This is a genomic window from Mycolicibacterium hippocampi (genome assembly GCF_010723735.1).
GTDB classification, from domain to species: Bacteria; Actinomycetota; Actinomycetes; order Mycobacteriales; family Mycobacteriaceae; genus Mycobacterium; species Mycobacterium hippocampi.
The window spans coordinates 5,824,553-5,850,987 of record NZ_BLLB01000002.1; the positions used below are offsets into that span (position 1 = coordinate 5,824,553).

The following is a 26,435-nucleotide window of genomic DNA, read 5'->3' on the forward strand; positions in this document are numbered from 1 at the left end:
CCGTCATGGCCACACCCCCGCGGCCCCCACGCCCGCTGACTCCCAAGCAGGTCGAAGGACTCAACTCGAAAGCGGTCGGCGTCGGCATCAAATGGATGTCGAAGCTCAACACGTGGGCGTTCAAGGCCACCGGCGGCCGGCTCGGGTCCAAGTGGCGCGGCGGCTCCAACCGCTTCAGCGCCCCTCCTCCGGTCGGCATCCTGACCACCATCGGCCGCAAGACCGGTGAACCACGTGAGAGCCCCCTGTTGTTCCTGCGCGAGGGCAGCCGTGTGGTGCTGGTCGCCTCACAGGGCGGCCGCGCCACCAACCCGATGTGGTACCTGAACATCCAGGCCAATCCCCGGGTCTCGTTCCAGATCAAGAACGAGGTCCTGGAGCTGACCGCCCGCGACGCCACCGACGCCGAACGGGCCGAGTACTGGCCCAAGCTCGATGCGATCTATCCCGATTTCGCCAACTACCGGACCTACACCGACCGCAAGATCCCGATCATCATCTGCGATCCCGTCTGAGGTTCGGGCACTCGGCACAGGTGGGGTGGCCGGGTCGTCGGATTAGGATTCGGCCATGGCCAACTCCCGCCCCAAGTACATGGACACCGCCGTCGGCGACTTCCTCGTGAAGTGGGTATCGCGGCTGAACACGTTCTTCTACCGGCGAGGCAACGGAAAAGGACTTGGAACCACCATCGGTGGCATCCCGGTCGCGTTGCTGATCACCACCGGCCGCAAGACCGGCCAGCCGCGGACCAGCCCGCTGTACTTCCTCAGAGACGGGGACACGGTGGTCTTCGCGGCCTCCAAGGGCGGCAGCGACAAGCACCCCATGTGGTACCTCAACCTCAAAGCCGAGCCGAAGGTGAAGGTCCAGATCAAGGACGAGACGCTCGACCTCGTCGCGCGTGAGGCCACCGATGACGAACGGAACCACTACTGGCCCGAACTCGTTGCGATGTATCCGAGCTATGACGAATACCAATCCTGGACCGAGCGCAAGATCCCACTCGTGATCTGCGAGCCGGCGTGACCGCCACGGCGCCGTCGGATCTGCACTTCTACTTCGACCCCGTCTGCCCCTTCGCCTGGATGACCAGCAAGTGGGTACGCATGGTCGCCGGACAACGCGACTATCAGGTGGACTGGCGGTTCATCTCGTTGCGAATCCTCAACGCCCACATCGACTATGCCTCACATTTCCCGCCCGAGTACGAGGCCGGCCACTCCGCTGGACTCCGACTGCTGCGAGTGGCCGCCCGGGTACGCGCCGAACACGGCCGCGACGCCGTCGGCCCACTGTACGAGGCGATCGGCACGCGCCTCTTCGACACCACCCGCGCGGTGGACCCGCTCTCGGCATCCGACCAGGGCGCCCGCAAGGTTCTGGAACCGCTGCTCACCTCGGTCGGCCTCGCGCCCGACTTGGCCGATGCACTGGACAACGAGTCGTTCGACGAACTCATCCGGGCCGAGACCGAGGAGGCGCTCGCCTTGACCGGACGCGACGTCGGCACCCCGATCCTGCACTTTCGGCCGCCGGACGGCACCGCGTTCTTCGGCCCCGTGATCAGCAGGCTGCCCGGTGAAGCCGACGCCGTCGCCTTGTGGGACCACGTCGTCGGGCTCGCCTCGTTCCCGGGGTTCGCCGAGCTCAAGCGGTCGCTGCGGGAACGCCCGCAGCTGCCTGGGTTCGGCGTCGATCCCGCCGAGGTGGGCAAGGAGGAGGACTGGCACGGCGGCAGCCGTCGCACCAAGAAGTAGGCCCGCTGCAGCGGGAGCTCAGGCCCCGTACACCGGGACCGGCGGGCGCGCCTTGGCCAGCAGGTCGGTCACAACCGGTCCCAGTTCGGCGGGATCCCATTTGGCTCCCTTGTCGATCTCCGGACCGTGCGCCCAGCCCTCGGCGACGCGGATCTTGCCGCCCTCGACCTCGAACACCTTGCCGGTGACATCGCGGGACTCCACGCTGCCGAGCCACACCACCAGCGGCGAGATGTTCTCCGGGGCCATCGCGTCGAATTCGGCGTCCTGGGTGGCCATCATGTCCGCGAAGACGGTCTCGGTCATCCGGGTGCGTGCCGACGGCGCGATCGCGTTGACGGCCACGCCGTAGCGGGCCATCTCGGCGGAGGCGACGAGCGTCAGCGCGGCGATGCCGGCCTTCGACGCGCTGTAGTTCGCCTGCCCCACACTGCCTTGCAGCCCGGCTCCGGAACTGGTGTTGATGATCCGGGCATCAACGCTCTCGCCGGCCTTGGACTTGGCGCGCCAGTACGCGGCGGCGTGCTTCATGGTGGCGAAGTGCCCCTTGAGATGCACGGCGGTGACCGCGTCGAACTCTTCCTCGCTGGTGTTGGCGAACATCCGGTCCCGCACGATGCCTGCGTTGTTCACCAGGACGTCGAGCCCGCCGAACGAGTCCACCGCGGTCTGGATGAGGCCCTCGGCCTGGGCCCAGTCGGCGACGTTGGCGCCGCTGGTGACGGCTTCGCCACCGGCAGCGACGATCTCGTCGACGACACCCTGTGCGGCGCTGCCGCCACCGGCGGGTGAACCGTCCAGACCCACCCCGATGTCGTTCACCACCACGCGGGCACCTTCGGCGGCGAACGCCAGGGCGTGCGCCCGGCCGATTCCGCCGCCCGCACCTGTCACGATGACCACGCGGCCGTCGAGCAATCCCATACGAGTTGTCTCCTTCAACTATTTGATGTCGGCGGTAGTGGTCGACAAGTAGTGCGGCGGCTCTCCACCGCCATGCACCTCGAGCGACGCCCCGCTGATGTAGGACGCGGCTTCTGAGGCCAGAAATGCTGTTGCCCAACCGATGTCAGTTGGCTTTGCCAGTCTGCCGAGCGGCACGTTCTTCGAGATCGCGGCAATCGAGTCGGCGTCGCCGTAGAACAGTTCGGACTGTTCGGTCTCGACCATTCCGACCACCACGGAGTTCACCCGCACCTTCGGCGCCCACTCCACCGCCAACGTGGCCGTCATGTTCTCCATGCCCGCCTTCGCCGCACCGTAGGCCACGGTCCCGGGCGTGGCCCGCCTGCCGCTGACACTGGTGATGTTCACGATGGACCCGCCGGAAGCCTGGTTCTGCATCACCGTGTTCGCGTGGGTCGAAACCGACAGCGCGCCAAGCAGGTTGAGCTCGATGATCTTACGGCTGAACTTCGCCGAGGCATCGGCGGCCAACACATAGGGCGAACCGCCCGCGTTGTTGACCACGACATCGAGACGGCCGTGATCGGCGATGACCGCTCCGATCAGCGATGCGACCGAATCGTCGTCGCGGATGTCGCAGGAATGGAAGTCGTACGGCAGACCTTCCACCGGGCGGCGGGCACAGGTCACGACGGTGGCGCCCTGGTCGGCGAACACCTTGCTGATGCCGGCGCCGACACCGCGCACCCCGCCCGTGACGAGGACGACGCGGCCGGCCAGGCCCAGACGAACGGCTTGTAGGTCACTGTCGGCGGTCTCAGTCACTGTGCTAGCGTACCAAGCAAGTGCTTGCTTAGGTAACCACCCCACTTGAGAGTCACCGGAGCCCTTCATGACCATCAGCACAAAAACCGTGGAGCCGGGCATCGTCTCGGTCACCGTCGACTACCCGCCCGTCAATGCGATCCCGTCGCGCGGCTGGTTCGAACTCGGCGATGCCATCACCGCCGCGGGCCGCGACACGAGCACCCACGTGGTGATCCTCCGCGCCGAGGGACGTGGATTCAATGCCGGTGTCGACATCAAGGAGATGCAGAACACCGACGGCTTCACCGCGCTCATCGACGCCAACCGTGGCTGCTTCCACGCGTTCCGGGCGGTCTACGAATGTGAGGTGCCCGTCGTGGCCGCCGTCAACGGTTTCTGCGTCGGCGGCGGCATCGGCCTGGTGGGCAACTCCGACGTGATCGTCGCCTCCGACGACGCCAAGTTCGGTCTCCCCGAGGTGGAGCGGGGCGCGTTGGGCGCAGCCACCCACCTGTCCCGTCTTGTCCCCCAGCACATGATGCGTCGGCTTTTCTTCACCGCGGCCACCGTCGACGCGCAAACCCTGCACCACTTCGGCTCGGTCCACGAGGTGGTGCCGCGCGCAGACCTGGACGAGGCCGCACTGCGCGTCGCCCGTGACATCGCCTCGAAGGACACCCGGGTGATCCGCGCCGCGAAGGAGGCGTTGAACTTCATCGACGTCCAACCGGTCAACGCCCGATACCGCATGGAGCAGGGCTTCACCTTCGAACTCAACCTCGCCGGGGTGTCCGATGAGCACCGCGACGCGTTCGCGGGGACCTCGAAGAAGGAGGGGAAGTAGATGTCGGACAAGAGGACAACTCTCGACGAGGCTGTCGCGTCGATCGAGAGCGGCATGACCATCGGCATCGGCGGCTGGGGTTCCCGGCGCAAGCCGATGGCGTTCGTGCGTGCGCTGCTCCGCACCGACGTCACCGACCTCACGGTCGTCACCTACGGCGGACCCGACCTGGGACTGCTCTGCTCGGCGGGCAAGGTCAAGCGGGTCTACTACGGCTTCGTGTCGCTGGACTCGCCGCCGTTCTACGACCCGTGGTTCGCCAAGGCCCGCACCAGCGGCACCATCGAGGCACGCGAGATGGACGAAGGCATGCTGCGTTGCGGTCTGCAGGCGGCGGCACAGCGGCTTCCGTTCCTGCCGATCCGCGCCGGGCTGGGCAGTGACGTCCGGGCGTTCTGGGGTGACGAGCTCAAGACAGTCAAATCCCCTTACGACGAACAGGAACTCATCGCGATGCCCGCGCTGACCCTGGATGCGGCGTTTGTGCACATGAACCTCGGCGACGAACGGGGCAACGCGGCCTACACCGGGATCGACCCCTACTTCGACGACCTGTTCCTGATGGCCGCCGAGAAGCGCCACCTGTCGGTGGAAAAGGTGATACCCACCGATGAGCTGGTGAAATCTGTTCCGCCGCAGGCACTGCTGATCAACCGGATGATGGTCGACTCCGTGGTCGAGGCACCCAACGGCGCGCACTTCACCACCGCCGAGCCCGACTACCGGCGCGACGAGAAGTTCCAGCGCCACTACGCCGAAGCGGCTGCGTCCGAAGACAGCTGGGCCGAGTTCGTCGGCACCTACCTGTCCGGAAGCGAGGCCGACTACCAGGCAGCGGTGCGTAGATTCCAGGCAGAGGAGGCCAAGTGATGTCGGTGACCCGTGCCGAGGTGTGCGCCGTCGCGTGCGCCGAGTTGTTCCGCGACGCCGGCGAGATCATGGTCTCCCCGATGACCACCATCGTCCAGGTGGGCGCCCGGCTGGCTCGGCTGACCTTCTCCCCCGACATCGTGCTCAGCGACGGTGAAGCCCGGCTGATAGCCGACACCCCGGCCATCGGGGCGGCTGCCGCGATGGAGGGATGGATGCCGTTCGGCCGGGTCTTCGAGACGCTGGCGTGGGGCCGCCGCCACGTCGTGATGGGTGCCAACCAGATCGACCGGTACGGCAACCAGAACCTGTCGGCGTTCGGACCGCTACAGCACCCGACCCGCCAGATGTTCGGGGTGCGGGGCGCACCCGGGAACACCATCAACCACGCCACCAGCTACTGGGTGGGCAGCCATTCCAAACGGGTGTTCGGCGATTCCGTGGACATCGTGTCCGGAATCGGGTGGGACAAAGTCCTTCTCAACAGCGACGGCAATCCCGTCAATCCTGCCTACCGCTTCGTCAACGTCTACCGGGTGGTGACCAACCTCGGCGTCTTCGACTTCAACGGACCCGACCACCAGATGCGGGCGGTGTCGCTGCATCCCGGCGTCGAGGCCGGGCAAGTGGCCGAGAACACCTCGTTCGAGGTTCACGGTCTCGACACCGCGGAGACCACCCGGCTTCCCACCGAAGAGGAGCAGCGGCTGCTCCGCGAGACCATCGACCCGAAGTCCCTGCGCGACAAGGAAGTCAAGTGACTTCTCTCAAGACCCCGCTGACCGAACTGGTCGGCATCGAACACCCCGTCGTCCAGACGGGCATGGGCTGGGTCGCGGGTGCGCGGCTGGTGGCCGCGACCTCGAATGCCGGCGGGCTGGGCATCCTGGCGTCGGCGACCATGACACTTGGCGAGCTCAGAACGGCGGTGGGCAAGGTAAAAGCCGCCACCGACAAGCCCTTCGGAATCAACATGCGTGCCGACGCCGGCGACGCCGATCAGCGCGTCGATCTCCTGATCAGCGAAGGAGTCAAAGTCGCCTCCTTCGCCCTGGCCCCCAAGCCGGAACTCATCGCCAAGCTCAAAGAAGCCGGCGTCGTGGTCATCCCGTCGGTGGGACTGGCCAAGCACGCCAAGAAGGTTGCTGGTTGGGGTGCGGACGCCGTGATCGTCCAGGGCGGCGAGGGAGGCGGGCACACCGGACCGATCGCCACCACGCTGCTGCTGCCGTCGGTGCTTGACGCCGTCGCCGACACCGGCATGCCGGTGATCGCCGCGGGCGGCTTCTTCGACGGGCGGGGCCTGGCAGCCGCGCTGTCCTACGGTGCCGCCGGGGTCGCGATGGGAACACGGTTCCTGCTGACGTCGGACTCCACCGTCCCCGACGCGGTCAAGGAGCGCTACCTGCAGGCGGCTCTGGACGGAACCGTTGTCTCCACCCGGGTCGACGGTATGCCGCACCGGGTGCTGCGCACCGGTCTGGTGGAGAAGCTCGAAGGCGGCTCCCCGGTGCGGGGTCTCGCGGCTGCGGTGGGCAACGCCCAGAAGTTCAAGAAGATGTCCGGGATGACCTGGCGGTCACTGGTCCGCGACGGTCTGGCGATGCGCCGCGGCAAGGAGCTGACCTGGTCGCAGGTGGTGATGGCGGCCAACACGCCGATGCTGCTGAAGGCGGGGTTGGTCGAGGGCAACACCGAGGCCGGGGTGCTGGCGTCGGGTCAGGTGGCCGGCATCATCGACGACCTGCCGAGCTGCGCCGAGTTGATCGACTCGATCGTCGCCGAGGCCGTGACGCACCTACGGGAAGCATCCTCCTTCATCGCATCGTAATGAAGAAGGGGGCTTCATTATGGCGTAGTGAAGCTACTATCTTCATATGGCGAGAGTTCAGCCTCCAGCTTCATCGCGCGCCACCTTGATCGGCGACGTGGTCGATTCCCGGCGGGTCACTGACCGGCGGGCACTGCATCGCGACCTGACCGCCGCACTCGACGACGTCGCCGCCGGCGCCCTGGACGCTCCCGCCCTCACCGTCGGCGACGAATTCCAGGGCAGCTACCCGCACGTCGGTGTGGCGCTCGCAGCGGCATGGGAGGTGCGGCTGGCGGTCGCCCCCGCCGTGGATATCCGGTTCGGCGTCGGATGGGGGCCGGTGAGCGTTCTCGACGAGGCAACCGGAATTCAGGACGGACCCGGATGGTGGGCGGCTCGGGAGGCCATCGAGTGGACCGCCGATGCGCAACGCCAACCCGGACTTGCCCTGGTGCGCATCACCTACCGCAGCAGTACCGACGCCGGTCCCTCCGCAAACGCCGTCAACGCCGCCCTGATGTGTCGGGACCACATGTTTGGATCACTCGATGACAGATCCGTCCGCATCCTGAAAGGTCTCGTGTCCCGCCGTCCCAAGAAAGAACTCGCCGCCGAGGAGAAGATCAGTCCGTCGGCGGTCTCCCAACGTGCCGGCCGGGACGGACTGGACCTCATCATCGCTGCCTCCCAGTATCTTTCCGAGATCACATGAGCATCCTCGCGGTCTTTCTGATCGCCGTCGGCATCGGAGACATCAGCCGAAGACTCGTCGGAGTCCGCTGGCTGACGCCGGTGATCGGCGCCGTCGCCCTCGTCGGGTGGGCAATGCTGGCAGGGTTGTGGCATGTCGGCGACCTTGCGCTGTTGGCTTTCGCATCGATCGGAGCCGTCGGCTGGCAGGTCTCGTGTGAGCGTGCCGAACGGACGGGCAGCCACCAGAGCGCCGCACTGGTGGTGTTGGGCGGCACCATCACGGTGCTGATCGTGTTGTCCGGATGGGGGTCCGAGGTCGACGGCCCGATCAGGCATTGGGCTTCGTGGGTTGATCTGAACGTGTCGGGCGACCGCGTGCTGACGGTGCTGGGGGTGCTGCTGGCACAGGTGGCCACTGCCAACCAGGTGGTACGGCTGATCCTCGGTTCGGTGGGCTCGGTCAAACCGGTCGGACAACCGCAGGCCTCCGATCAACTCAAGGGCGGCCGCCTGCTGGGACCTATGGAACGGCTGCTGATCGTCGGCCTCGGGGTGGCCGGCCAGCTCACCCTGGCGTCGGCGGTGGTGGCAGCCAAGAGCATCATCCGGTTTCCGGAGATCAGCGCGAAACGTGACCGCAACGGCAAGCCCGAGGGCGGGGTTGCCGTCGGGATCGACGACGTGACCGAGTACTTCCTCGTCGGCAGCCTCGCCAGCTGGATACTGGCCTTCGCCGGCTTGGCGTTGATCGCGGTCACCGGCTGACGGTCATTCCGAGCGAAACTGTCTCTGCGCCACGGACGGATTCCTACACTCCTGACATGAAGACCAACGCGGCGATTCTGTGGGAGTACGGCGGCGACTGGACCGTGGAGGAGATCGACCTCGACCCACCGCAGGACGGTGAGGTGCTGGTCTCCTGGGAGGCCACCGGCCTCTGCCACTCCGACGAGCACATCCGCACCGGCGATCTGCCCGCGCCGCTGCCGCTGATCGGTGGCCACGAAGGCGCCGGGATCGTCCGGGAAGTCGGCCCCGGCGTCGTCGGCCTGGCTCCGGGTGACCACGTCGTCGCGTCGTTCCTTCCCGCCTGCGGACGCTGCCGGTTCTGCTCGACAGGTCACCAGAACCTGTGCGATCTCGGCGCGATGATCATGGCCGGCACCCAGCTCGACGGCACCTACCGGCGGCACGTCCGCGGGCAGGACATCGGGGTGATGGCGCTGGTCGGGACGTTCTCGCAGTACGGCACCGTGCCCGAGGCGTCCATCGTCAAGATCGACGACGACCTTCCGTTGACGCGTGCCTGCCTGCTCGGGTGCGGCGTCACGACGGGGTGGGGGTCGGCGGTGAACACCGCCGATGTGTCGCCCGGCGACACCGTCGTCGTCATCGGGCTGGGCGGGATCGGCAGCGGCGCCGTTCAAGGCGCCAGGTTGGCCGGCGCCGAGAAGATCGTCGTCGTCGAACCGGTGGAAGCCAAGCGCGAGTTGGCCTTCCGATTCGGGGCCACGCACTTCGCCACCTCGCTGCCCGAAGCCACCGCCCTGGTCGCGGAGCTGACCCGCGGGGTGATGGCCGATTCGGCGATCCTGACCGTCGGCCTGCTGGAGGGCTCGATGCTCGAGGACGCCGCCAACATCATCCGCAAGGGTGGCGCGGTCGTGATGACCGCGCTCTCGACGATGGCGGACAACCAGCCGACGCTGGGCATGATGATGTTCACGCTGTTCCAGAAGCGACTGCTCGGCAGCCTCTACGGCGAGGCCAACCCGCGCGCCGACATCCCGCGGCTGCTGTCGCTCTACCGCGAAGGCAAGCTGCTGCTCGACGAGACCGTCAGCCATGAGTACAAGCTCGCCGAGGTCAACGAGGGCTACGAGGACATGCGCGCGGGCCGCAACATCCGCGGCGTCATCCTGCACCACCACTGAGCGCTCATCCCGCCGGAACGGTATTCCAGGCGCTGGTTTTGGCGATTTCGCCGCCTGGAATACAGTTCCGGCGCGGGAGTCAGAGGCGCTCGATGATGGTGACGTTCGCCGTGCCGCCGCCCTCGCACATGGTCTGCAGACCGTAGCGGCCTCCGGTGCGCTCCAGCGTGTTGAGCATCGTGGCGAACAGCTTCGCGCCGGTGGCGCCGAGCGGATGGCCGAGCGCGATCGCGCCACCGTTCGGATTGACCCTCTCCGGATCGGCCTTGGTCTCCTTGAGCCACGCCTGCACCACGGGGGCGAACGCCTCGTTGATCTCGACGGTGTCGATGTCCTCGATCGACAGACCGGTCTTGTCCAGCGCGTAGCGGGTAGCGGGGATCGGGCCGGTGAGCATGAACACCGGGTCGGCGCCGCGCGCGCTGATGTGGTGGATGCGGGCCCGCGGCTTCAGGTTGTGAGTCTTCACCGCTTCCTCCGAGGCGAGCAGCACCGCGCTGGCTCCGTCGGAGATCTGACTGGCCATCGCCGCGGTCAGCCTGCCGCCCTCGACCAATGTCTTGAGTCCGGCCATCTTCTCCAGCGACGTGTCGCGGGGACCTTCGTCCACGGCGAAGCCGTCCACCGGGATGATCTCGTTCTCGAAGTGCCCGGCCCGGATCGCGGCCTGGGCGCGCTGGTGGCTGGTGAGCGCGTACTGCTCCATCTCCTCGCGGGACAGCTCCCACTTCTCGGCGATCAGCTCAGACCCACGGAACTGTGAGATCTCCTGGTCGCCGTAGCGATGCAGCCAGCTCTTCGATTCGTTTGTCGGAGAGGTGAACCCGAACTGCTCTCCGACGATCATCGCGGAGCTGATCGGGATCTGGCTCATGTTCTGCATGCCGCCGGCGACGATCAGGTCGGCGGTGCCGGACATGATGGCCTGTGCACCGAACGAGATGGCCTGCTGGCTTGAGCCGCACTGCCGGTCGACGGTGACGCCGGGGACTTCTTCGGGGAATCCCGCTGCAAGCCAGGACAACCGGGCGATGTTCCCCGCCTGCGGGCCGATGGCGTCGACACAGCCGGCGATGACGTCGTCGACCGCACCCGGGTCGACGTCGACGCGCTCGAACAGACCGCGCCAGACCGCTGCCCCGAGGTCGACGGGATGCACGCCTGCCAGCGAACCGTTGCGCTTTCCGATCGCAGTGCGGACCACGTCGATCACATACGCTTCGGCCATTTCAGACTCCTTCTCTTGTTATGCCACCGAGCACGATGGCCAGGTATTGCTCACCCACCTGCTGCGCGGTGAGCGGTCCGCCGGGCTGGTACCAGCGGACCGAAACCCAGGTGGTGTCACGGATGAACCGGTACACCAGGTCGACATCGACATCGGGGCGGAAGTAGCCCTCCTCGATGCCCTGGTTCAGCACGTCGACCCACATCTTTCGTTGTTCTCTGTTGCGCTCGTCCACGTAGGCGAACCGCTCCTGGGTGGACAGCCGCTTCGCCTCGTCCTGGTAGATCACCACCTCGGCGTGCCGGGTCTCGATCGCCTCGAACGAGGACATGAACAGTCCCTTGAGCCGCTCGAGCGGATTCGACTCGGTCTCCACGATCTGTTGGTAGCGCTCGAACAGCCAGTCCAGGAAGCCGCGCAGCACCTCGTCGACCATTTCTTCTTTCGACGAGAAGTGGTGATAGAGGCTGCCGCTGAGGATTCCCGCCGAGTCGGCGATGTCCCGCACGGTGGTGGCGCGCAGGCCGCGCTCGGCGAACATCGTCGCGGCGAGCCCGAGAAGCTCGTCGCGTCTGGTGTTGGGCGCAGCGGCCGGACGCTCACCGCTCATGGGTGCTGGCTCGACACCGAGATCACTTCGCCGGTCAGGTAGCTGGAGTAATCGCTGGCCAGGAACGCGATGGTGGCTGCGACCTCCCACGGCTCGGCGGCACGTCCGAACGCCTCCCCCTGCGAGAGCTGGTCCAGTAGCTCGGAGCTGCTCGTCTTCTCGAGGAACTTGTGCCGGGCAATGCTGGGCGACACAGCGTTGATCCGAACCCCGTGTTCGACGGCTTCGATTGCGCTACAGCGTGTCAGCGCCATCACGCCGGCCTTGGCTGCCGCGTAGTGCGACTGCGAATGCTGCGCCCGCCACCCCAGCACGCTGGCGTTGTTGACGATGACGCCGCCGTGCGGTGCATCGCGGAAGTACCGCAGGGCCGCACGCGTCGCCCGCATCGTCGATGTCAGGGTGACGTCGAGAACGCGGTCCCATTCGTCATCGGTCATGTCGACGACGGGTGTCTGGCCCCCGAGCCCGGCGTTGTTGACCAGCACATCGAGTCGCCCCATCGCGGCCACCGTGTCGGTGACCAGCGCATCCACCGCGGCGGTGGAGGTCACATCGCATACGACGGCTTCGACACGGCCGAGACCGAGTTCGGCCAGTTGATCGCGGCTCTCCCCCAGCCTGCGCTCGTGATAGTCGGAGACCACCACGTCGGCTCCTTCGACAAGCGCCCGCCGGGCCACCGACGAACCGATGCCGGTCCCCGCGGCGGCGGTCACCAGGACCACCTTGCCGGTCAACAGCCCGTGTCCGTCGATCTCCTTGGGCGCGACTGAAAGATCGCTCATCCCTTGACCTCCCGCGGCAAGCCGAGCACCCGCTCGGCGATGATGTTGCGCTGGATCTCGTTGGAGCCACCGTAGATCGTGTCGGCGCGGGAGAACAGGTACAGCCGCTGCCACTCGTCGAACTCACCGTCCTGCAGCGTCAGACCCGCCATGCCCTGCACCTCCATCGCGATCTCGCCGAGTTCGCGATGCCAGTTGGCCCACAACAACTTCGAAACCGAGTCTTGCCCCGGCTGCTCGGCGTCCATCGTCGCCAGCGCGTACGACCGCATCGCCTTCAAGCCGGCCCAGGAGCGGCTCAGCCGTTCCCGGATCAACGGATCGTCGGCTGCGCCGGTGCGTTTGGCCAACCCGACCAGGTTGGAATGCTCACGCGCATAACGGATCTGCTGCCCCAGCGTGGAAACACCCCGCTCGAACGTCAGCGTCCCCATCGCCACCCGCCAGCCGTCACCGGGCTCGCCGACAACGAAACCGGCGTCGGTGTGGGCGTCGTCGAAGAACACCTCGTTGAACTCCGAGTCACCGGTCAGCTGGATGATCGGCCGGATGTCGACGCCGGGTTGGTCCAGCGGCACCAGCAGGTAGGACAACCCCGCATGCCGCTTGGAGCCCTTCTCGGTGCGGGCGATGACAAAACACCACTGCGCCCAGTGCGCCAGCGAGGTCCAGACCTTCTGCCCGTTGATGACCCATCGATCGCCGTCGAGTGTCGCCGTCGTCGCGACGTTGGCGAGGTCGCTGCCGGCGCCCGGTTCGGAGTAGCCCTGTGACCACAACTCGGTGACGTCGAGGATCGTGGGCAAGAAACGCTTCTGCTGCTCGGGGGTGCCGTAGGCGATGAGCGTCGGCCCCACCAACTCCTCGCCGAGGTGGTTCACCTTGTCGGGAGCGTCGGCCTTGGCGTATTCCTCGTAAAACGCCACACGGTGTGCGACGGACAGGCCGCGACCGCCGTGCTCGGTGGGCCACCCCAGGCACGTCAGCCCTGCGGCCGCCAGATGCTGGTTCCACGCCCGGCGTTCCTCGAACGCCTCGTGCTCGCGGCCAGGTCCTCCCAGACCCTTCAACGCGGCGTACTCACCGACGAGGTTGTCAGCCAACCAGTCGCGTACCTCAGCCCTGAACTCCTGGACCTCTATCACCCCTGTAGGCTAACCTACCAAGCACTTGCTTTGTTAGAGAGGGACAGGGACGCCCCCGGAATGTCACAGCTGAGAACCACTCCGGCCGTTCTCGACCGGATCGCGCGCGAACTCCCCGACCACCCCGCCGTGGTGACGGCGGACCGGATGCTGACCTACGCCGAACTGCGTTCCGAGGTCCGCCACGCCGCCGCGGCGATGATCGGCCTCGGGGTCGGGCCCGGCGACCGCGTCGCGATCTGGTCACCGAACACCTGGCACTGGGTGGTCGCATGCCTGGCCACGCACTACGCCGGTGCTGTGCTGGTCCCGCTGAACACCCGGTACACCGCCAGCGAAGCCACCGACATCCTGGCCCGCACCGCCGCGCCGCTGCTGTTCGCCTCCGGCGAGTTCCTCGGTGCCGACAAGGCTGCCGCCGTCGATCGTCCCGCGCTGCCCGCACTGCGCCACATCGTGCGTGTCCCGATCGACAAGGCCGACGGCACCTGGGACGAGTTCGTCGCGTCGGGCACCGACCTTGCAGCGGTCGACGCCCGCGCCGCGGCCGTCGCCCCCGACGACGTCTCCGACATCCTGTTCACGTCCGGAACCACCGGCCGCAGCAAGGGCGTGCGGTGCGCGCACCGCCAGTCCCTCGACGCATCCGCAGCGTGGGCGGCGTGCGGCCAGGTCACCAGCGACGACCGCTACCTGTGCATCAACCCGTTCTTCCACAACTTCGGCTACAAGGCGGGCATCCTGGCCTGCCTGCAGGCCGGCGCCACACTGTTTCCGCAGCTGACGTTCGACCCGGTGCAGGCCATGGGCGCGGTGGCCGAGCACCGGATCACCGTGCTGCCCGGCCCGCCGACGATCTATCAGGCGCTCCTCGACCACCCCGAACGCAGTCGGTACGACATGGGCTCCCTGCGATTCGCGGTCACCGGTGCAGCCACGATCCCGGTCGTGCTGATCGAGCGGATGCAGACAGAACTCGACATCGACATCGTGCTCACCGCCTACGGGCTGACCGAAGCCAGCGGCTTCGGCACCATGTGCCGCGCCGACGACGACGCCGTCACCGTGGCCACCACGTCCGGTCGGCCGATCGCCGACTTCGAGTTGCGCATCGGTGAGCAGGGCGAGGTGTTGCTGCGCGGGCCCAACGTGATGCTGGGCTACCTCGACGATCCCGAGGCCACCGCTGCCGCGATCGACGACGAGGGATGGCTGCACACCGGGGACGTCGGCGAGCTGGACGCGGCGGGCAACCTGAAGATCACCGACCGTCTCAAGGACATGTACATCTGTGGCGGGTTCAACGTCTACCCGCCGAGATCGAGCAGGTGCTCGCCCGCCTCGACGGCGTCGCCGAGGCCGCCGTCATCGGGGTGCCCGATGAGCGATTGGGCGAGGTGGGCAAGGCGTTCGTCGTCGCGTTGCCGGGCGCCGAGCTGGACGCCGACACCGTGATCGCCTTCACCCGGGAACATCTCGCGAATTTCAAGACCCCGCGGACGGTCGAGTTCCTCGACGCGCTGCCGCGCAACCCGGGCGGCAAAGTCGTCAAGCCGCAACTTCGTGAAAGGGCCTGAGTTGGACCTCAACTTCGACGACGCCACCCTCCAGTTCCAGTCGGAGGTGCGCGAGTTCCTCGCCGCGAACAAGGATTCGTTCCCGACGAAGTCCTACGACACCGCCGAGGGTTTCGAGCAGCACCGCCGCTGGGACAAGGTGCTCTTCGACGCCGGCCTGTCGGTGATCACCTGGCCCGAAGAGTACGGCGGACGGGACGCGACGCTGCTGCAGTGGATCGTGTACGAGGAGGAGTACTTCCGTGCCGGCGCGCCGGGGCGTGCCAGCGCCAACGGCACGTCGATGCTCGCGCCCACCCTGTTCAGCCACGGTACGCCCGAGCAGCTGAAACGGATCCTGCCGAAAATGGCAAGTGGTGAAGAGATCTGGGCTCAGGCCTGGTCGGAGCCGGAGTCCGGCAGCGACCTGGCGTCACTGCGCTCGACTGCCACTCGGACCGACGGGGGCTGGCTCCTCAACGGCCAGAAGATCTGGAGCTCGCGGGCGGTGTTCGGGGAACGCGCCTTCGGCCTCTTCCGGTCCGATCCCGAGGCGCAGCGCCACAAGGGACTGACATACTTCATGTTCGACCTGAAGGCCGAGGGCGTCACCGTTCGGCCTATCGCCCAACTCGGTGGTGACACCGGATTCGGCGAGATCTTCCTCGACGACGTGTTCGTTCCCGACGAGGACGTGATCGGTGGTGTGCACGACGGCTGGAAGTCGGCCATGAGCACATCCAGCAACGAACGCGGCATGTCGTTGCGCAGCCCGGCACGCTTTCTCGCGCCGGCGGAACGCCTTGTGGCGCAGTGGCGGGACAATCCCGACCCGGCGTTCACCGACCGTGTCGCCGATGCCTGGATCAAGGCCCAGGCCTACCGACTGCACACCTTCGGAACCGTCACCCGGCTGACAGCGGGCGGAGAACTGGGTGCGGAATCGTCGGTGACCAAGGTGTTCTGGTCCGACCTGGACGTCGCACTGCACCAGACCGCGCTGGATCTGCGCGGGGCCGACGGCGAAGTCGCCGATTCTGTGACCGACGGCCTGCTGTTCGCGCTGGGAGGCCCGATCTATGCGGGTACCAACGAGATCCAGCGCAACATCATCGCCGAGCGCCTGCTGGGCCTGCCCCGAAAGTAGCGATCGTGAACTTTGAGATAGACGACCAGCAGCGCGACTTCGCGGCCAGCATCGACGCCGCGCTGGGTGCCGCCGATCTTCCCGCAGCCGTGCGCGCCTGGGGTGAGGGCGACACCGCGCCCGGACGCAAGGTGTGGGCGCAACTGGCCGACCTCGGCGTGACTGCGTTGATAGTGCCCGAGAAATACGACGGCATCGAGGCCCACCCGGTCGATCTGGTGGTGGCACTGGAGCGGGTCGGGCGCTGGGGCGTCCCCGGCCCGGTGGCCGAGTCCATCGCGGTGGCGCCGATCCTGCTCGCCGGCCGGGATGAGTGGGCCGAGCGCAGCGCCGCTCTCGCCTCCGGTGAACTGATCGCGACGGTGGCGCTGCCGCCCACGGTGCCCCGTGCAGTCGACGCTGATGCCGCCGGCCTGATCCTGCTCGCCGAGGACGGGCAGGTACGTGACGCAGCGATCGGCGTCCGGCACGAATCGATCGATATGAGCCGAAAGCTCTTCGACGTCAACGCCTCCGGTGATGCACAGTCCGCCGATGTGGCCCGCGCCTTCGAGTTCGGCGCCCTGGCGACCGCGGCACAACTGGTGGGTGCAGCACAGGCGATGCTGGACGCCGCGGTCGAATACGCCAAGCAGCGCAGCCAGTTCGGCACCGTCATCGGCACCTACCAGGCCATCAAGCACAAGCTCGCCGACGTGCTCATTGCGGTCGAGATGGCGCGGCCACTGGTCTATGGGGCGGCGATCGCGCTCGCCGAAGGCTCAGCAGACACCGCACGCGACGTCAGCGCCGCCAAGGCCGCCGCGGCGGACGCGGCACTGCTGGCCGCGCGGTCGGCGTTGCAGACCCACGGCGCCATCGGCTTCACCCAGGAACACGATCTCTCGCTGCTGTTGGTGCGGGTCCAGGCATTGCGGCCGGCTTGGGGCGATCCGACGTGGCACCGACGCCGAGTATTGGAGGCCCTGACAGCATGACGGTTCAGCGAGTAGCGAAGGCGGATCGCGCATGACAGAAGAACGGGAACTGCTGCGCGACACCGTCGCCGCGCTCGTCGAGAAACACGCGTCACCGGAGTCGGTGCGCGCGGCGATGGATTCGCCGCGGGGATACGACGAGTCGCTCTGGCAGATGCTGTGTGAGCAGGTCGGGGTAGCGGCCCTGGTGGTGCCCGAGGAATCGGGCGGCGCGGGAGGCGAACTCGCCGACGCCGCGGTAGCGCTCGAGGAGCTGGGCAGGGCGCTGGTGCCGACGCCGCTGTGGGGCACCACGCTGGCCGAACTGGCGCTGTTGTCGGCCGACGAGCCCGACGCCGACGCACTCGAGAAGCTGGCGGAGGGATCGTCGATCGGGGCGGTCGTCTTCGACCCGGGATACGTCGTCAACGGTGACGTCGCCGACGTCGTGGTCGCTGCCGATGGTGAGAACCTCACCCGCTGGACCGCGTTCACCGCCGAGCCCGCGGTCTCGATGGATCCGACCCGCCGGCTTGCCAGGGTGCGCGCCACCGAAACCTCCGTGATCGGGCCGGACCCCGGGCTGATGGACGTCGCGGCGATCCTGCTGGCGGCCGAACAGATCGGGGCGGCATCGCGGTGTCTCGACCTGACCGTGCAGTACACCAAGGACCGCGTCCAGTTCGGCCGGCCGATCGGCAGCTTCCAGGCGCTCAAGCACCGGATGGCCGACCTCTATGTCGCCGTGCAGTCCGCGCGGGCGGTGGTCGGCGAGGCCGTGGCGGATCCGAACCCGACGTCGGCCGCGCTCGCCCGCGTTGCCGCCAGCGAGGCGTTCTCGACGGTGGCCGGTGAGGCGATCCAGCTCCATGGTGGCATCGCGATCACCTGGGAAAGCGACATCCAGTTGTACTTCAAACGCGCCCACGGCAGCGCACAGCTTCTGGGGCCTGCTCGTGAGCACCTGCGTCGCCTCGAAGCGCAGGTGTTCTAGCCTGAAGGCGTGACGCTTTCGCTGCGGGCAGGTATTCCACCGTTCTATGTGATGGATGTGTGGCTGGCCGCGGCTGAACGGCAGCGCACTCATGGCGACCTGGTCAACCTGTCCGCGGGCCAGCCCAGCGCGGGGGCCCCGTCGCCGGTACGCGACGCGGCGGTGTCGGCGCTGCAGGACAACCAGCTCGGCTACACGGTGGCGATGGGGAAGCCGAAACTGCGTGCAGCGATCGCGGATTCGTACTGGAGCCGGTACGGGCTGGAGATCGAGGCACGCGACGTCGTGGTGACCACGGGCTCGTCCGGCGGGTTCCTGTTGGCGTTTCTGGCCTGTTTCGACGTCGGCGACCGGGTGGCGATCGCCAGCCCCGGCTACCCGTGCTACCGCAACATACTCTCTGCGCTCGGCTGCGAGGTCGTCGAGTTGCCGTGCGGCCCGGAGACCCGATTCCAACCGACAGCACAGATGTTGGCCGAGCTCGATCCCCCCGTCGCTGGGGTGGTCGTGGCGAGTCCGGCGAACCCGACCGGCACGGTGATCCCACCAGAGGAGCTCGCTGCGATCGCGTCGTGGTGTGAGACGACGGGGGTGCGCCTGATCAGCGACGAGGTCTACCACGGTCTGGTGTACGAGGGTTCGCCTGCGACCAGTTGCGCGTGGGAGACATCGCGGGAAGCCGTGGTGGTGAACAGCTTCTCGAAGTACTTCGCGATGACCGGGTGGCGGCTGGGTTGGCTGCTGGTGCCCGACGAGTTGAAGCGGGCCGTCGACTGCCTGACCGGCAACTTCACCATCTGCCCGCCGACGCTCGCCCAGGAGGCTGCGGTCGCGGCGTTCACTGCGGAGTCCGTCGCCGAGGCCGATTCACTGCTGGAGGGATACGCGACGAACCGGACGCTGCTGCTCGACGGTCTGCGCTCGATCGGTATCGACCGGCTCGCCCCGACCGACGGTGCGTTCTACGTCTACGCCGACGTCTCGCACCTGACCACCGACTCGCTGGCGTTCTGCTCGAAGCTGTTGGCCGAGACGGGCGTTGCCATCGCACCGGGGGTCGACTTCGACACCGTCCGCGGCGGTGCATTCGTGCGGCTGTCGTTCGCCGGTTCGTCCGCGGACATCGAGGAGGCACTGCGGCGGATAGGTTCGTGGCTGCCTTAGTGGCCGGCTCATCCCAGTCCGGTGGACGAGCGTCGCCGCCGCGAGATAGCATCCACGCTCGCCGCGAGTAGCAGCACACCGCCGGTGACCAGGAAGTTGATGTACGACGACTGATTGAGCAGGCCGAGTCCGTTGGCGATGGTGGCCACCACGACTCCGCCGATCACCGCATCCACGGCCCGGCCCTTGCCGCCGAACAGACTGGTCCCGCCGATGACGGCCGCGCCGACCGCGTAGAGCAGGGTGTTGCCGGCACCGGAGGACGCAGACACCTTGCCTGCGTAGGACGCCGCGATGATCCCACTCAGCGCCGCCAGCGACGAGCACGCGATGAACACCGACACCCGGATGCGGTCGACGGCGATTCCCGCACGCCGGGCCGCTTCGGCGTTTCCGCCGACGGCGTAGATGTGGCGGCCGTAGGAGGTGCGGTTGAGGATCAGGGTCAGGGCGATCAGCAACACCAGAATCATCGGCAGCACATAGGGGATGCCACGGATCTCGACGTTCGGGTTGACGCTGCGATTGATGCTCAGCACATAGGTGACTCCCAGGGTCACCACCGAGATGCCGGCGACTCTGGCCATCACCACGCCGAACGGGGAGTGCGCCAGGCCGAGTGCTTTCTTGCTGCGGTAACGGTAGACCTCGAGCGCGCCGTACCCGATGACGACCGCCAGCGCGATGACCCAGCCCGCGGTCACCGAGAGGTTGTTGATGGTGATGCCCCGGATGACCGGGTCATCGACACGGACCGAGCCGCCTTCGCCGATCAACTTGAGGGTGACACCCTGCAGGCCGAGAAAGAAGGCCAGTGTCACGACAAAGGACGGGATGCCGAGTTTGGCCCGCAGTACACCGATCAGCAAGCCGATCAGCGCACCTGCGGCGATGCCCACAACCATGGCGGACCACCACGGCCAACCTCCATTGACGATGCTCAAGGCGGCCGCACACGCCGCCACGCCACCTGCCACGCCCGCCGACAGGTCGATGTCACCGAGCAGCAGCACGAAGACCAATCCCATCGCCAGCACGCAGATCGACCCGGCCTGCGTGACGAGGTTGGCGAGGTTCAGCGCCGACAGGAACCGGTCGTTGGCCAGACCGAACACCACGAACAACACGATGAGCCCGAGAACGGCTGGTAGCGAGCCCATGTCGCCACCGCGGACCCGACGCAGGTAAGACCTCACCGCCTCGCCGAAGCCCTCGTCGGTGCGGGAATCGCCGGCGAAGTCGGACTCGGCCAGTTCGCCCTTGGGTTGAGAACTGCCTCTCGGTTGAGAACTGACTGTCGTCATGCGGGCGTCCTTCACTTCCGTCACATCGTTTCGGCGGCGTCGGCCGGTGCCAGCCCGAGCCTCCCGGACCGCCCGGCGGTGATGAGTTCGACCACCTCGCTGTGGGTGACATCCGCGGCCTTGACGTCGGCAGCGACTCGCCCCAGGTACAGCGCGCAGATCCGGTCGGCGACCTCGAAGACGTCGATCATGTTGTGGGAGATGAACACGACGCCCACCCCGTTGTCGGCCAGCCGACGCACCAGGTCGATGACCTGCCGGGTCTGGGCGACGCCGAGCGCTGCCGTCGGCTCGTCGAGCAGAACGACCTTGGAGTTCCACAGCACAGATTTGGCGATTGCCACGGTCTGCCGCTGACCGCCGGACAGACTCGACACCGTCTGCCGCACCGACTGCACGGTGCGCACCGACAGCGACTTCAACGCGTCCCGCGCCATCGTCTCCATGCGGGCCTCGTCGAGCATGCCCCGGTGTTTGAGTTCGCGGCCCAGGAACATGTTCTCGACGATGTCGAGGTTGTCGCACAACGCGAGGTCCTGGTACACGACCTCGACGCCCAGCGCCGCGACGTCGTTGGGTCCGTGCACGGTCACCGGGGCACCCTCGAACAGGTAGGTGCCGGTATCGATGGGGTGGATCCCGGCGATGGCTTTCACCAGCGTGGACTTGCCCGCACCGTTGTCGCCGACAAGAGCGGTGACCTCGCCGGGATAGACCTGAAAGTTGATGTCATGCAGCACGTGCACGACCCCGAAACTCTTGTTCACCCCCCGCAATTCGAGGATAGGTTCGGCGCTGGACGTCATGTCGCTCAGACTCCGGCCGCGGTGCACATCGCCTCGAACTGACCCGCACACACCTCGTCCTTGGACTGGCCGCCGTCGGTGAACACGATGTCGACGGTGTCCTTGGTGATCGACTGCGGGGTCAGCAGCACCGAGGGCACGTCCCGGTTCCCCTGGTCATCACGCGAGGTGCTGTTGGTCTCGGGTTGGTTCCCGGCCGCCAGCGCGATCGCCGCGTCGGCGAGGGCACCGGCCTCTTCGGTCGCGGACTTGTACACCGTCATGCACTGCGTCCCGGCGAGGATGTTCTGCAACCCCTCGACCGTGGCGTCCTGTCCGGTGACCGGCACCTGCCCGGCGCGCTGGTTCTTCTCCAGGATCGAGATGACCGATCCGGCAAGGCCGTCGTTGGCGGCATAGACGCCGTCGACCTGTCCGCTGCCGGCGGTGTAGAGCTGCTCGAAGATCGTCACCGCCTTGTCGTTGTCCCAGTCCGGAACGGCTTGTTCGCCGACGATCGTGATGGCGGGGTCGGCGTCGACCACCGAGTGCGCGCCCTGGGAGAACAGAGTCGCGTTGTTGTCCGTCGGCGAGCCGTTGAGGAAGACGACGTTGGCGGGTCTGCCGCCCAGGCAGTCGACGAGGCCCTGACCTTGCAACTCACCGACTTTCGTGTTGTCGAACGACACGTAGACGTCGGCGGACCCGCCGAGGGTGAGCCGGTCGTAGTCGATGGTCTTGACGCCCTGGGCGGCGGCTTTCTGCTGTATGGACGCTCCGCTGTCGGAATCCAGGTTCACGATGGCCAGCACGGTGACGCCGTCGGCGATCATGCCGTCCGCGATGGTCGCCATCTGGTCGGCCGAACCCTCGGCATTCTGAATGGTGTACTCGACGCCGGCTTCCTCGAATGCCGCCTCCAGGGCGGGGCGGTCCTTGGACTCCCACCGGACCGAGGACTTGGTGTCGGGCAGGATGACGCCGATCTTGCCGCTGTCGCCGGCGGCGCCTCCGCCGCCCGAGTCGCTGCTGCACCCTGCGAGGGACAGACCGACGACAGTTGTCGTGAGCACGGCGGTGAACAGGGTCTTCGTAGGTGTCACGGAACTGGCCTCCGAGTGATTGTTTTGTTAGTCGACGAAACATATAACGTGACTCACGTCACGTCCATCAGTGGTTCAACGGGCTCCCATCAGGTGTTCGAGGGCCAGCTGGTTCAACTGCACGAAACCGAAACCCTTGGCCCCGAAGTAGGAATCGGCGGCGAACTCCTCGTACGCCGACCGGTCGGCCAGCAGCTCGGCGTAGGTCTCGCCCGGGTTCAGCGTGGGCACCCCCAGCTCGGCCACCTTCGCCCGCGCCATGGCCTCGCGGACCTCCGGGTCGGACCGGAACGCCGCCGCCCGGGCTCGCAGCAACAGATACATCCGCATGTTGGCAGCCGCCGACGCCCACACCCCGTCGGCGTCTTCGGTGCGGCTGGGCTTGTAGTCGAAGTGCCGCGGCCCGTCGTAGGCCGGGCCGCCACCGGGGCCACCGTGCTCGAGCAGGTCGACCAATGCGAAGGCGTTCGCGAGGTCACCGTGGCCGAACACCAGGTCCTGGTCGAATTTGATACCACGCTGACCGTTGAGGTCGATGTGGAACAGCTTGCCGCTGTAGAGCGCCTGACTGATGCCGTGCACGAAGTTCAGTCCGGCCATCTGCTCGTGCCCGGTCTCGGGGTTGACGCCGACCATGTCGGGGTCGGCCAGGGTGTCGATGAACGCCAGCGCGTGGCCCACCGTTGGCAGCAGGATGTCGCCGCGCGGCTCGTTGGGCTTCGGCTCGATCGCGAACCGGATTCCGGTGCCCTGGTCGATCACATATTCGCACAACAGGTTCAGCGCTTCGCGGTAACGCTCCAGTGCCGCCTGGACATCCTTGGCCGAGTCATATTCGCCGCCTTCCCGGCCTCCCCACATCACGAAGGTCTGGGCACCCAACTCGGCCGCGAGATCGAGGTTGCGCAGCACCTTGCGCAGCGCGAAGCGGCGAACCGCCCGGTCGTTGCTGGTGAATCCGCCGTCCTTGAACACCGGTTGGGTGAACAGGTTGGTGGTCACCATCGGCACGGCCAGACCCGAGGCACCGAGAGCCGATTTCAAGCGGTCGATCATCTTCCGTCGTTCGGCGTCGGAACTACCGAACACGAACAGGTCGTCATCGTGAAAACTCAGACCGTACGCGCCGAGTTCGGCCAGCCGTTCCACGGCTTCGACGACGTCCAGCGCCGGCCGGGTGGCGACGCCGAACGGATCGTTTCCCGGCCAACCCACCGTCCAGAGCCCGAAGGAGAACTTGTCGGACGAACGGGGAGTGAGGCTCTCCGGTGCGGGGACGCGGGAATCCAGGACGGTCATCGAGGGGTGCTCCTAGGACGAAAACGGCGCCTGGCACGTGGCCAAGTGGCGATACGGCGGTATTTTGTTCTCTGTGCGAACATAAGATGTGGCCTGCGACACTGTCAAGGCCAAGAACGAGGGGACACGACACTTGAACGGGACGGAAGACCGTCGGGCGGCACGAGTCGGCACCAGCACTGATGACGTTCGGCGTCGAAATCTGTCCAGCGTTCTGACGCTCGTGCATCGCCACCGGGCTCTCAGCAGGGCCGAGCTGACCCGGCACACCGGGCTGTCGCGTTCCACCACGAAGGATCTGGTGGAGGATCTGGCCGCCCGGGGCCTCGTCGAGGAGTCTCCCGCACCGTCGATATCGCAGGTCGGCCGGCCCAGTCCGATAGTGCGTCCGGGCAGACGCGTGCTCGCGGTGACCGTCACCCCCGAGGTGGACGCCGTGACGGTGGGAGTGGTCGCAATGGGCGGTGCCGTGCTCGACGTGGTGCGCTGCCCGACGGAGCGGGTGCCGACGCCTGCCGACACCGTCGCCATCGCGGCCGCTGAAGTGCAGCGGATCCGCGCCACCCTCGAACACGCACAGGCGATCACCGCTGTGGGCGTCGCGGTACCAGGGTTGGTACACGGCCCCGAATCGACAGTGCAGCTGGCGCCGAACCTGGACTGGCACGACGTCGAGATCGGCCAGGCACTCAGTGCGGCAACAGAACTGCCGGTGTATGCGGCCAACGATGCCAACGCCGGAGCCATCGCCGAGCATCTCTTCGGCAATCACCGCGACGCCGATCATCTGATCTACGTCAACGGTGGGCCCAGCGGGATAGGAGCCGGCTTCGTGGTCGCCGGTGAGTTGCTCGAGGGAGTGGCGGGCTACGCGGGCGAACTGGGGCACACCTATGTCGGCGGCGGCGAACCGTGCCACTGCGGCAGCGTCGGATGTCTGGAGACCGAGGTCACCCATGCGCCGCTGGCCCGGCTGCTCGCCGAACTCGACGGCGGCCAGTCCCGGGCGGGCCACCCCGACGGAGCGGAACGTGATGTCCTCAACCGTCAGGCGCGCTCGTTGGCCATCGCCTTGGGCAACGCGGTCAACATGTTGAACCCACGGCTGATCGTGCTCGGCGGATTCCTGCGAGTCTTCCCCGCTTTCGCCTCGGCAGTGTTGCGGGAAGAACTGGCACGGCACAGTATGGGTGCGCCGCGGGACCTGGTGCGGGTGGTGCCTGCCACCCTCGGTGCCGACACGTTGGCGATCGGTGCCGCCGAGTCCGCGTTCGCACCGGTGCTCGCCGATCCCGGGAGGTATTGAGATGGCCCTGGTCGCCGGGATCGACTCGTCGACGCAGTCATGCAAGGTGGTGGTCTGCGATGCCGACATCGGACGGGTGGTGCGGACGGCGTCGTCCCCACATCCCGGCGGCACCGAGGTCGACCCTGCTCTGTGGTGGGATGCGCTACAGCGTGCGATCTCCGAGGCAGGCGGGCTGGACGACGTGTCGGCCGTCTCGGTGGGGGCCCAGCAGCACGGCATGGTGTGCCTGGACTCCCGCGGACGAGTGGTCCGAGACGCGTTGCTGTGGAACGACACTCGTTCGGCCGAGGCTGCCGAACAGTTGATCGGCGAACTCGGCGGTCCCGCGGCCTGGGCGCAGCGCATCGGCGTGGTGCCGGTCGCGTCGATAACCGCGGCGAAGCTGCGGTGGCTGGCCGACCACGAGCCGGACCATGCCGACGAGACCGCGGCGGTGTGCCTCCCGCACGACTGGCTGACCTGGCGCCTGACCGGATCCTCCGACATCGCCGATCTGCGCACCGACCGCAGTGACGCCAGCGGCACCGGCTACTACTCGGCCGAAACCGACTGCTACCAGACCGATCTGATCGAACTGGCGTTCAGGGGACGCGTTCCCGCGGTGCCGCGGGTTCTGGGACCGCGCGACTCAGCGGGCGCCACGCCACGGGGAACCGTGCTCGGCCCCGGTGCCGGCGACAACGCCGCAGCCGCACTGGGATTGGGCGCAGCAGCCGGCGACTGCGTGGTCTCGTTGGGGACGTCGGGGGTGGTGAGCGCCGTCGGCCAGGCGGCGCCGCACGACGCGGAGGGCCTCGTTGCCGGCTTCGCCGACGCCACCGGGCATCAGCTTCCGCTGGTGTGCACCCTCAACGGGGCGCCGGTGCTGGCTGCGGTGGCCGAGATGCTGAGCCTGGACTTCGAGGAATTCGACCGGCTCGCGCTGTCGGCACCCGCCGGGGCCGATGGCCTGGTCCTCATCCCCTACTTCGACGGGGAACGCTCGCCGAACCTGCCCCGGGCCGCCGGCGCCCTGCACGGCATGACCACACAAAACCTGAACTCCGCGAACATTGCTCGTGCCGCCGTGGAAGGACTACTGGCCTCGATGGCGTATTGCACCGGCAAGATCGCCGAGCAGGGCGTCGCTGCCGAACGCATCATCCTGATCGGTGGTGGAGCGCGGTCCGAGGCCATCCGGCGCATCGCGCCTGCGGTGTTCGGCACGGCGGTGCACGTGCCGACGCCGGCCGAGTATGTCGCCCTCGGTGCGGCCCGGCAGGCGGCGTGGGTCCTCTCCGGCGAGCAGTCGCCACCCCCATGGACCGTCGGCGTGACCACCACGTACGACGCCACCACGACGCCCCGGGTGCTCGAGCAGTACCACGCCGCTCGAGAGCTCACGATGAGGTGACCGGACCTGTCGGTGGGGTGGTTTAGC

At 67.3% G+C, this 26,435-nt stretch carries 26 protein-coding genes and 1 pseudogene; 17 read left to right on the forward strand and 10 right to left on the reverse strand.

The genetic code is table 11. From position 1 onward, the window contains the following. The first annotated feature begins 5 nt into the window (after nt 1-5). Genes G6N53_RS29020 through G6N53_RS29030 form a run of 3 tightly spaced genes read left to right on the forward strand, consistent with a single transcriptional unit; the run spans nt 6 to nt 1,760 of the window. The gene (locus G6N53_RS29020; protein WP_237166671.1) at nt 6-515 is read left to right on the forward strand and encodes a nitroreductase family deazaflavin-dependent oxidoreductase; all 510 of its coding nucleotides are present in this window, start codon (nt 6-8) and stop codon (nt 513-515) included. A 55-nt stretch (nt 516-570) separates the two neighbouring features. Beyond that, complete coding sequence (locus G6N53_RS29025) at nt 571-1,029, forward strand: nitroreductase family deazaflavin-dependent oxidoreductase (RefSeq protein WP_163895069.1); 459 nt, start codon at nt 571-573, stop codon at nt 1,027-1,029. Between the two features lie 59 nt (nt 1,030-1,088). Next, on the forward strand, nt 1,089-1,760 hold the full coding sequence (locus tag G6N53_RS29030; protein WP_205390613.1) for a mycothiol-dependent nitroreductase Rv2466c family protein: 672 nt from the start codon (nt 1,089-1,091) through the stop codon (nt 1,758-1,760). A gap of 18 nt (nt 1,761-1,778) precedes the next feature. Here the strand turns inward: G6N53_RS29030 and G6N53_RS29035 are convergent, their stop codons facing one another. Together G6N53_RS29035 and G6N53_RS29040 are read right to left on the reverse strand one after the other, a co-directional pair. After that, nucleotides 1,779-2,684 (reverse strand): SDR family oxidoreductase, encoded by a 906-nt coding sequence (locus G6N53_RS29035; protein ID WP_163895073.1) that lies wholly within the window; start codon nt 2,682-2,684, stop codon nt 1,779-1,781. Nucleotides 2,685-2,702: 18 nt separating this feature from the next. Beyond that, nucleotides 2,703-3,491, reverse strand: a complete 789-nt coding sequence (locus G6N53_RS29040; RefSeq protein ID WP_237166672.1) for an SDR family oxidoreductase — start codon at nt 3,489-3,491, stop codon at nt 2,703-2,705. A gap of 67 nt (nt 3,492-3,558) precedes the next feature. Here G6N53_RS29040 and echA20 point away from each other — a divergent pair, with 67 nt between their 5' ends. The 7 genes from echA20 to G6N53_RS29075 are packed head-to-tail and all read left to right on the forward strand — an operon-like array spanning nt 3,559 to nt 9,627. Then, nucleotides 3,559-4,317 carry a (7aS)-7a-methyl-1,5-dioxo-2,3,5,6,7,7a-hexahydro-1H-indene-carboxyl-CoA hydrolase gene (gene echA20 / locus G6N53_RS29045; RefSeq protein WP_163895075.1) on the forward strand — a complete coding sequence of 253 codons (759 nt, stop codon included), beginning with the start codon at nt 3,559-3,561 and terminating at the stop codon, nt 4,315-4,317. Next, entirely contained in the window at nt 4,318-5,187 is an 870-nt protein-coding gene (gene ipdA / locus G6N53_RS29050; RefSeq protein WP_163895077.1) for a cholesterol ring-cleaving hydrolase subunit IpdA, read from the forward strand. Continuing rightward, entirely contained in the window at nt 5,184-5,948 is a 765-nt protein-coding gene (gene ipdB / locus G6N53_RS29055) for a cholesterol ring-cleaving hydrolase subunit IpdB (RefSeq protein WP_163895079.1), read from the forward strand. The genes ipdA and ipdB overlap by 4 nt, the downstream gene beginning before the upstream one ends. Beyond that, nucleotides 5,945-7,018, forward strand: a complete 1,074-nt coding sequence (gene ipdC, locus G6N53_RS29060) for a (3aS,4S,5R,7aS)-5-hydroxy-7a-methyl-1-oxo-octahydro-1H-indene-4-carboxyl-CoA dehydrogenase (protein ID WP_163895081.1) — start codon at nt 5,945-5,947, stop codon at nt 7,016-7,018. Before ipdB ends, ipdC begins: the two co-directional genes overlap by 4 nt. 46 nt (nt 7,019-7,064) lie before the next feature. Then, complete coding sequence (locus G6N53_RS29065; RefSeq protein ID WP_163895083.1) at nt 7,065-7,712, forward strand: SatD family protein; 648 nt, start codon at nt 7,065-7,067, stop codon at nt 7,710-7,712. Then, nucleotides 7,709-8,458, forward strand: coding sequence for a hypothetical protein (locus G6N53_RS29070; protein WP_163895085.1), 750 nt, complete (start codon nt 7,709-7,711; stop codon nt 8,456-8,458). The genes G6N53_RS29065 and G6N53_RS29070 overlap by 4 nt, the downstream gene beginning before the upstream one ends. A 56-nt stretch (nt 8,459-8,514) precedes the next feature. Further along, complete coding sequence (locus G6N53_RS29075; protein ID WP_163895087.1) at nt 8,515-9,627, forward strand: NDMA-dependent alcohol dehydrogenase; 1,113 nt, start codon at nt 8,515-8,517, stop codon at nt 9,625-9,627. 79 nt (nt 9,628-9,706) lie between these two features. Here the strand turns inward: G6N53_RS29075 and fadA6 are convergent, their stop codons facing one another. The 4 genes from fadA6 to ipdE1 are packed head-to-tail and all read right to left on the reverse strand — an operon-like array spanning nt 9,707 to nt 13,398. After that, nucleotides 9,707-10,855, reverse strand: coding sequence for a steroid 3-ketoacyl-CoA thiolase FadA6 (fadA6, locus tag G6N53_RS29080; protein ID WP_163895089.1), 1,149 nt, complete (start codon nt 10,853-10,855; stop codon nt 9,707-9,709). Nucleotide 10,856: 1 nt separating this feature from the next. After that, the gene (kstR2, locus tag G6N53_RS29085) at nt 10,857-11,465 is read right to left on the reverse strand and encodes a TetR family transcriptional regulator KstR2 (protein ID WP_163895091.1); all 609 of its coding nucleotides are present in this window, start codon (nt 11,463-11,465) and stop codon (nt 10,857-10,859) included. Next, nucleotides 11,462-12,253 carry a (5R,7aS)-5-hydroxy-7a-methyl-1-oxo-2,3,5,6,7,7a-hexahydro-1H-indene-carboxyl-CoA reductase gene (ipdF, locus tag G6N53_RS29090; RefSeq protein ID WP_163895094.1) on the reverse strand — a complete coding sequence of 264 codons (792 nt, stop codon included), beginning with the start codon at nt 12,251-12,253 and terminating at the stop codon, nt 11,462-11,464. Before ipdF ends, kstR2 begins: the two co-directional genes overlap by 4 nt. Next, the gene (gene ipdE1 / locus G6N53_RS29095) at nt 12,250-13,398 is read right to left on the reverse strand and encodes an acyl-CoA dehydrogenase IpdE1 (protein WP_163895096.1); all 1,149 of its coding nucleotides are present in this window, start codon (nt 13,396-13,398) and stop codon (nt 12,250-12,252) included. The genes ipdF and ipdE1 overlap by 4 nt, the downstream gene beginning before the upstream one ends. A 60-nt stretch (nt 13,399-13,458) precedes the next feature. Between ipdE1 and fadD3 the strand changes: the two are divergent. The 5 genes and pseudogenes from fadD3 to G6N53_RS29120 all read left to right on the forward strand — a co-directional run bounded on the left by fadD3 (nt 13,459) and on the right by G6N53_RS29120 (nt 19,215). After that, nucleotides 13,459-14,975, forward strand: a pseudogene (gene fadD3 / locus G6N53_RS29100) (3-((3aS,4S,7aS)-7a-methyl-1,5-dioxo-octahydro-1H-inden-4-yl)propanoate--CoA ligase FadD3). 1 nt (nt 14,976) lies between these two features. Further along, nucleotides 14,977-16,101, forward strand: coding sequence for an acyl-CoA dehydrogenase family protein (locus tag G6N53_RS29105; protein ID WP_163896436.1), 1,125 nt, complete (start codon nt 14,977-14,979; stop codon nt 16,099-16,101). 5 nt (nt 16,102-16,106) lie between these two features. Further along, on the forward strand, nt 16,107-17,078 hold the full coding sequence (locus G6N53_RS29110; RefSeq protein WP_163895098.1) for an acyl-CoA dehydrogenase family protein: 972 nt from the start codon (nt 16,107-16,109) through the stop codon (nt 17,076-17,078). 31 nt (nt 17,079-17,109) lie between these two features. Then, nucleotides 17,110-18,051 carry an acyl-CoA dehydrogenase IpdE2 gene (ipdE2, locus tag G6N53_RS29115; protein ID WP_163895100.1) on the forward strand — a complete coding sequence of 314 codons (942 nt, stop codon included), beginning with the start codon at nt 17,110-17,112 and terminating at the stop codon, nt 18,049-18,051. Nucleotides 18,052-18,102: 51 nt separating this feature from the next. Continuing rightward, entirely contained in the window at nt 18,103-19,215 is a 1,113-nt protein-coding gene (locus G6N53_RS29120) for a pyridoxal phosphate-dependent aminotransferase (RefSeq protein WP_276000608.1), read from the forward strand. A gap of 8 nt (nt 19,216-19,223) precedes the next feature. Here the strand turns inward: G6N53_RS29120 and G6N53_RS29125 are convergent, their stop codons facing one another. The 4 genes from G6N53_RS29125 to xylA all read right to left on the reverse strand — a co-directional run bounded on the left by G6N53_RS29125 (nt 19,224) and on the right by xylA (nt 23,706). Next, nucleotides 19,224-20,519, reverse strand: a complete 1,296-nt coding sequence (locus tag G6N53_RS29125; protein ID WP_163895104.1) for a sugar ABC transporter permease — start codon at nt 20,517-20,519, stop codon at nt 19,224-19,226. Nucleotides 20,520-20,539: 20 nt separating this feature from the next. Continuing rightward, nucleotides 20,540-21,325 carry an ATP-binding cassette domain-containing protein gene (locus tag G6N53_RS29130; protein ID WP_163895106.1) on the reverse strand — a complete coding sequence of 262 codons (786 nt, stop codon included), beginning with the start codon at nt 21,323-21,325 and terminating at the stop codon, nt 20,540-20,542. Nucleotides 21,326-21,330: 5 nt separating this feature from the next. Further along, on the reverse strand, nt 21,331-22,407 hold the full coding sequence (locus tag G6N53_RS29135; RefSeq protein ID WP_237166673.1) for a sugar ABC transporter substrate-binding protein: 1,077 nt from the start codon (nt 22,405-22,407) through the stop codon (nt 21,331-21,333). Between the two features lie 75 nt (nt 22,408-22,482). Next, nucleotides 22,483-23,706: a xylose isomerase gene (gene xylA, locus G6N53_RS29140; protein WP_163895109.1), complete on the reverse strand. Its 1,224-nt coding sequence runs from the start codon at nt 23,704-23,706 to the stop codon at nt 22,483-22,485. A gap of 133 nt (nt 23,707-23,839) precedes the next feature. On the opposite strand from xylA, the gene G6N53_RS29145 reads away from it, so the two are divergent. Together G6N53_RS29145 and xylB are read left to right on the forward strand one after the other, a co-directional pair. Next, nucleotides 23,840-25,012: an ROK family transcriptional regulator gene (locus G6N53_RS29145; protein WP_237166674.1), complete on the forward strand. Its 1,173-nt coding sequence runs from the start codon at nt 23,840-23,842 to the stop codon at nt 25,010-25,012. A 1-nt stretch (nt 25,013) separates the two neighbouring features. Beyond that, complete coding sequence (gene xylB, locus G6N53_RS29150) at nt 25,014-26,408, forward strand: xylulokinase (protein WP_163895112.1); 1,395 nt, start codon at nt 25,014-25,016, stop codon at nt 26,406-26,408. Nucleotides 26,409-26,435: the final 27 nt, after the last annotated feature.

Bases quoted from the DNA above. Each gene is read 5' to 3' on its own strand.
- G6N53_RS29020 (WP_237166671.1), top strand. From the start codon at position 6: ATGGCCACACCCCCGCGGCCCCCACGCCCGCTGACTCCCAAGCAGGTC.
- G6N53_RS29025 (WP_163895069.1), top strand. From the start codon at position 571: ATGGCCAACTCCCGCCCCAAGTACATGGACACCGCCGTCGGCGACTTC.
- G6N53_RS29030 (WP_205390613.1), top strand. From the start codon at position 1,089: ATGACCAGCAAGTGGGTACGCATGGTCGCCGGACAACGCGACTATCAG.
- G6N53_RS29035 (WP_163895073.1), bottom strand. From the start codon at position 2,684: ATGGGATTGCTCGACGGCCGCGTGGTCATCGTGACAGGTGCGGGCGGC.
- echA20 (WP_163895075.1), top strand. From the start codon at position 3,559: ATGACCATCAGCACAAAAACCGTGGAGCCGGGCATCGTCTCGGTCACC.
- ipdA (WP_163895077.1), top strand. From the start codon at position 4,318: ATGTCGGACAAGAGGACAACTCTCGACGAGGCTGTCGCGTCGATCGAG.
- G6N53_RS29065 (WP_163895083.1), top strand. From the start codon at position 7,065: ATGGCGAGAGTTCAGCCTCCAGCTTCATCGCGCGCCACCTTGATCGGC.
- G6N53_RS29070 (WP_163895085.1), top strand. From the start codon at position 7,709: ATGAGCATCCTCGCGGTCTTTCTGATCGCCGTCGGCATCGGAGACATC.
- G6N53_RS29075 (WP_163895087.1), top strand. From the start codon at position 8,515: ATGAAGACCAACGCGGCGATTCTGTGGGAGTACGGCGGCGACTGGACC.
- fadA6 (WP_163895089.1), bottom strand. From the start codon at position 10,855: ATGGCCGAAGCGTATGTGATCGACGTGGTCCGCACTGCGATCGGAAAG.
- kstR2 (WP_163895091.1), bottom strand. From the start codon at position 11,465: ATGAGCGGTGAGCGTCCGGCCGCTGCGCCCAACACCAGACGCGACGAG.
- ipdF (WP_163895094.1), bottom strand. From the start codon at position 12,253: ATGAGCGATCTTTCAGTCGCGCCCAAGGAGATCGACGGACACGGGCTG.
- ipdE2 (WP_163895100.1), top strand. From the start codon at position 17,110: ATGACAGAAGAACGGGAACTGCTGCGCGACACCGTCGCCGCGCTCGTC.
- G6N53_RS29120 (WP_276000608.1), top strand. From the start codon at position 18,103: ATGGATGTGTGGCTGGCCGCGGCTGAACGGCAGCGCACTCATGGCGAC.
- G6N53_RS29125 (WP_163895104.1), bottom strand. From the start codon at position 20,519: ATGACGACAGTCAGTTCTCAACCGAGAGGCAGTTCTCAACCCAAGGGC.
- G6N53_RS29130 (WP_163895106.1), bottom strand. From the start codon at position 21,325: ATGACGTCCAGCGCCGAACCTATCCTCGAATTGCGGGGGGTGAACAAG.
- xylA (WP_163895109.1), bottom strand. From the start codon at position 23,706: ATGACCGTCCTGGATTCCCGCGTCCCCGCACCGGAGAGCCTCACTCCC.
- xylB (WP_163895112.1), top strand. From the start codon at position 25,014: ATGGCCCTGGTCGCCGGGATCGACTCGTCGACGCAGTCATGCAAGGTG.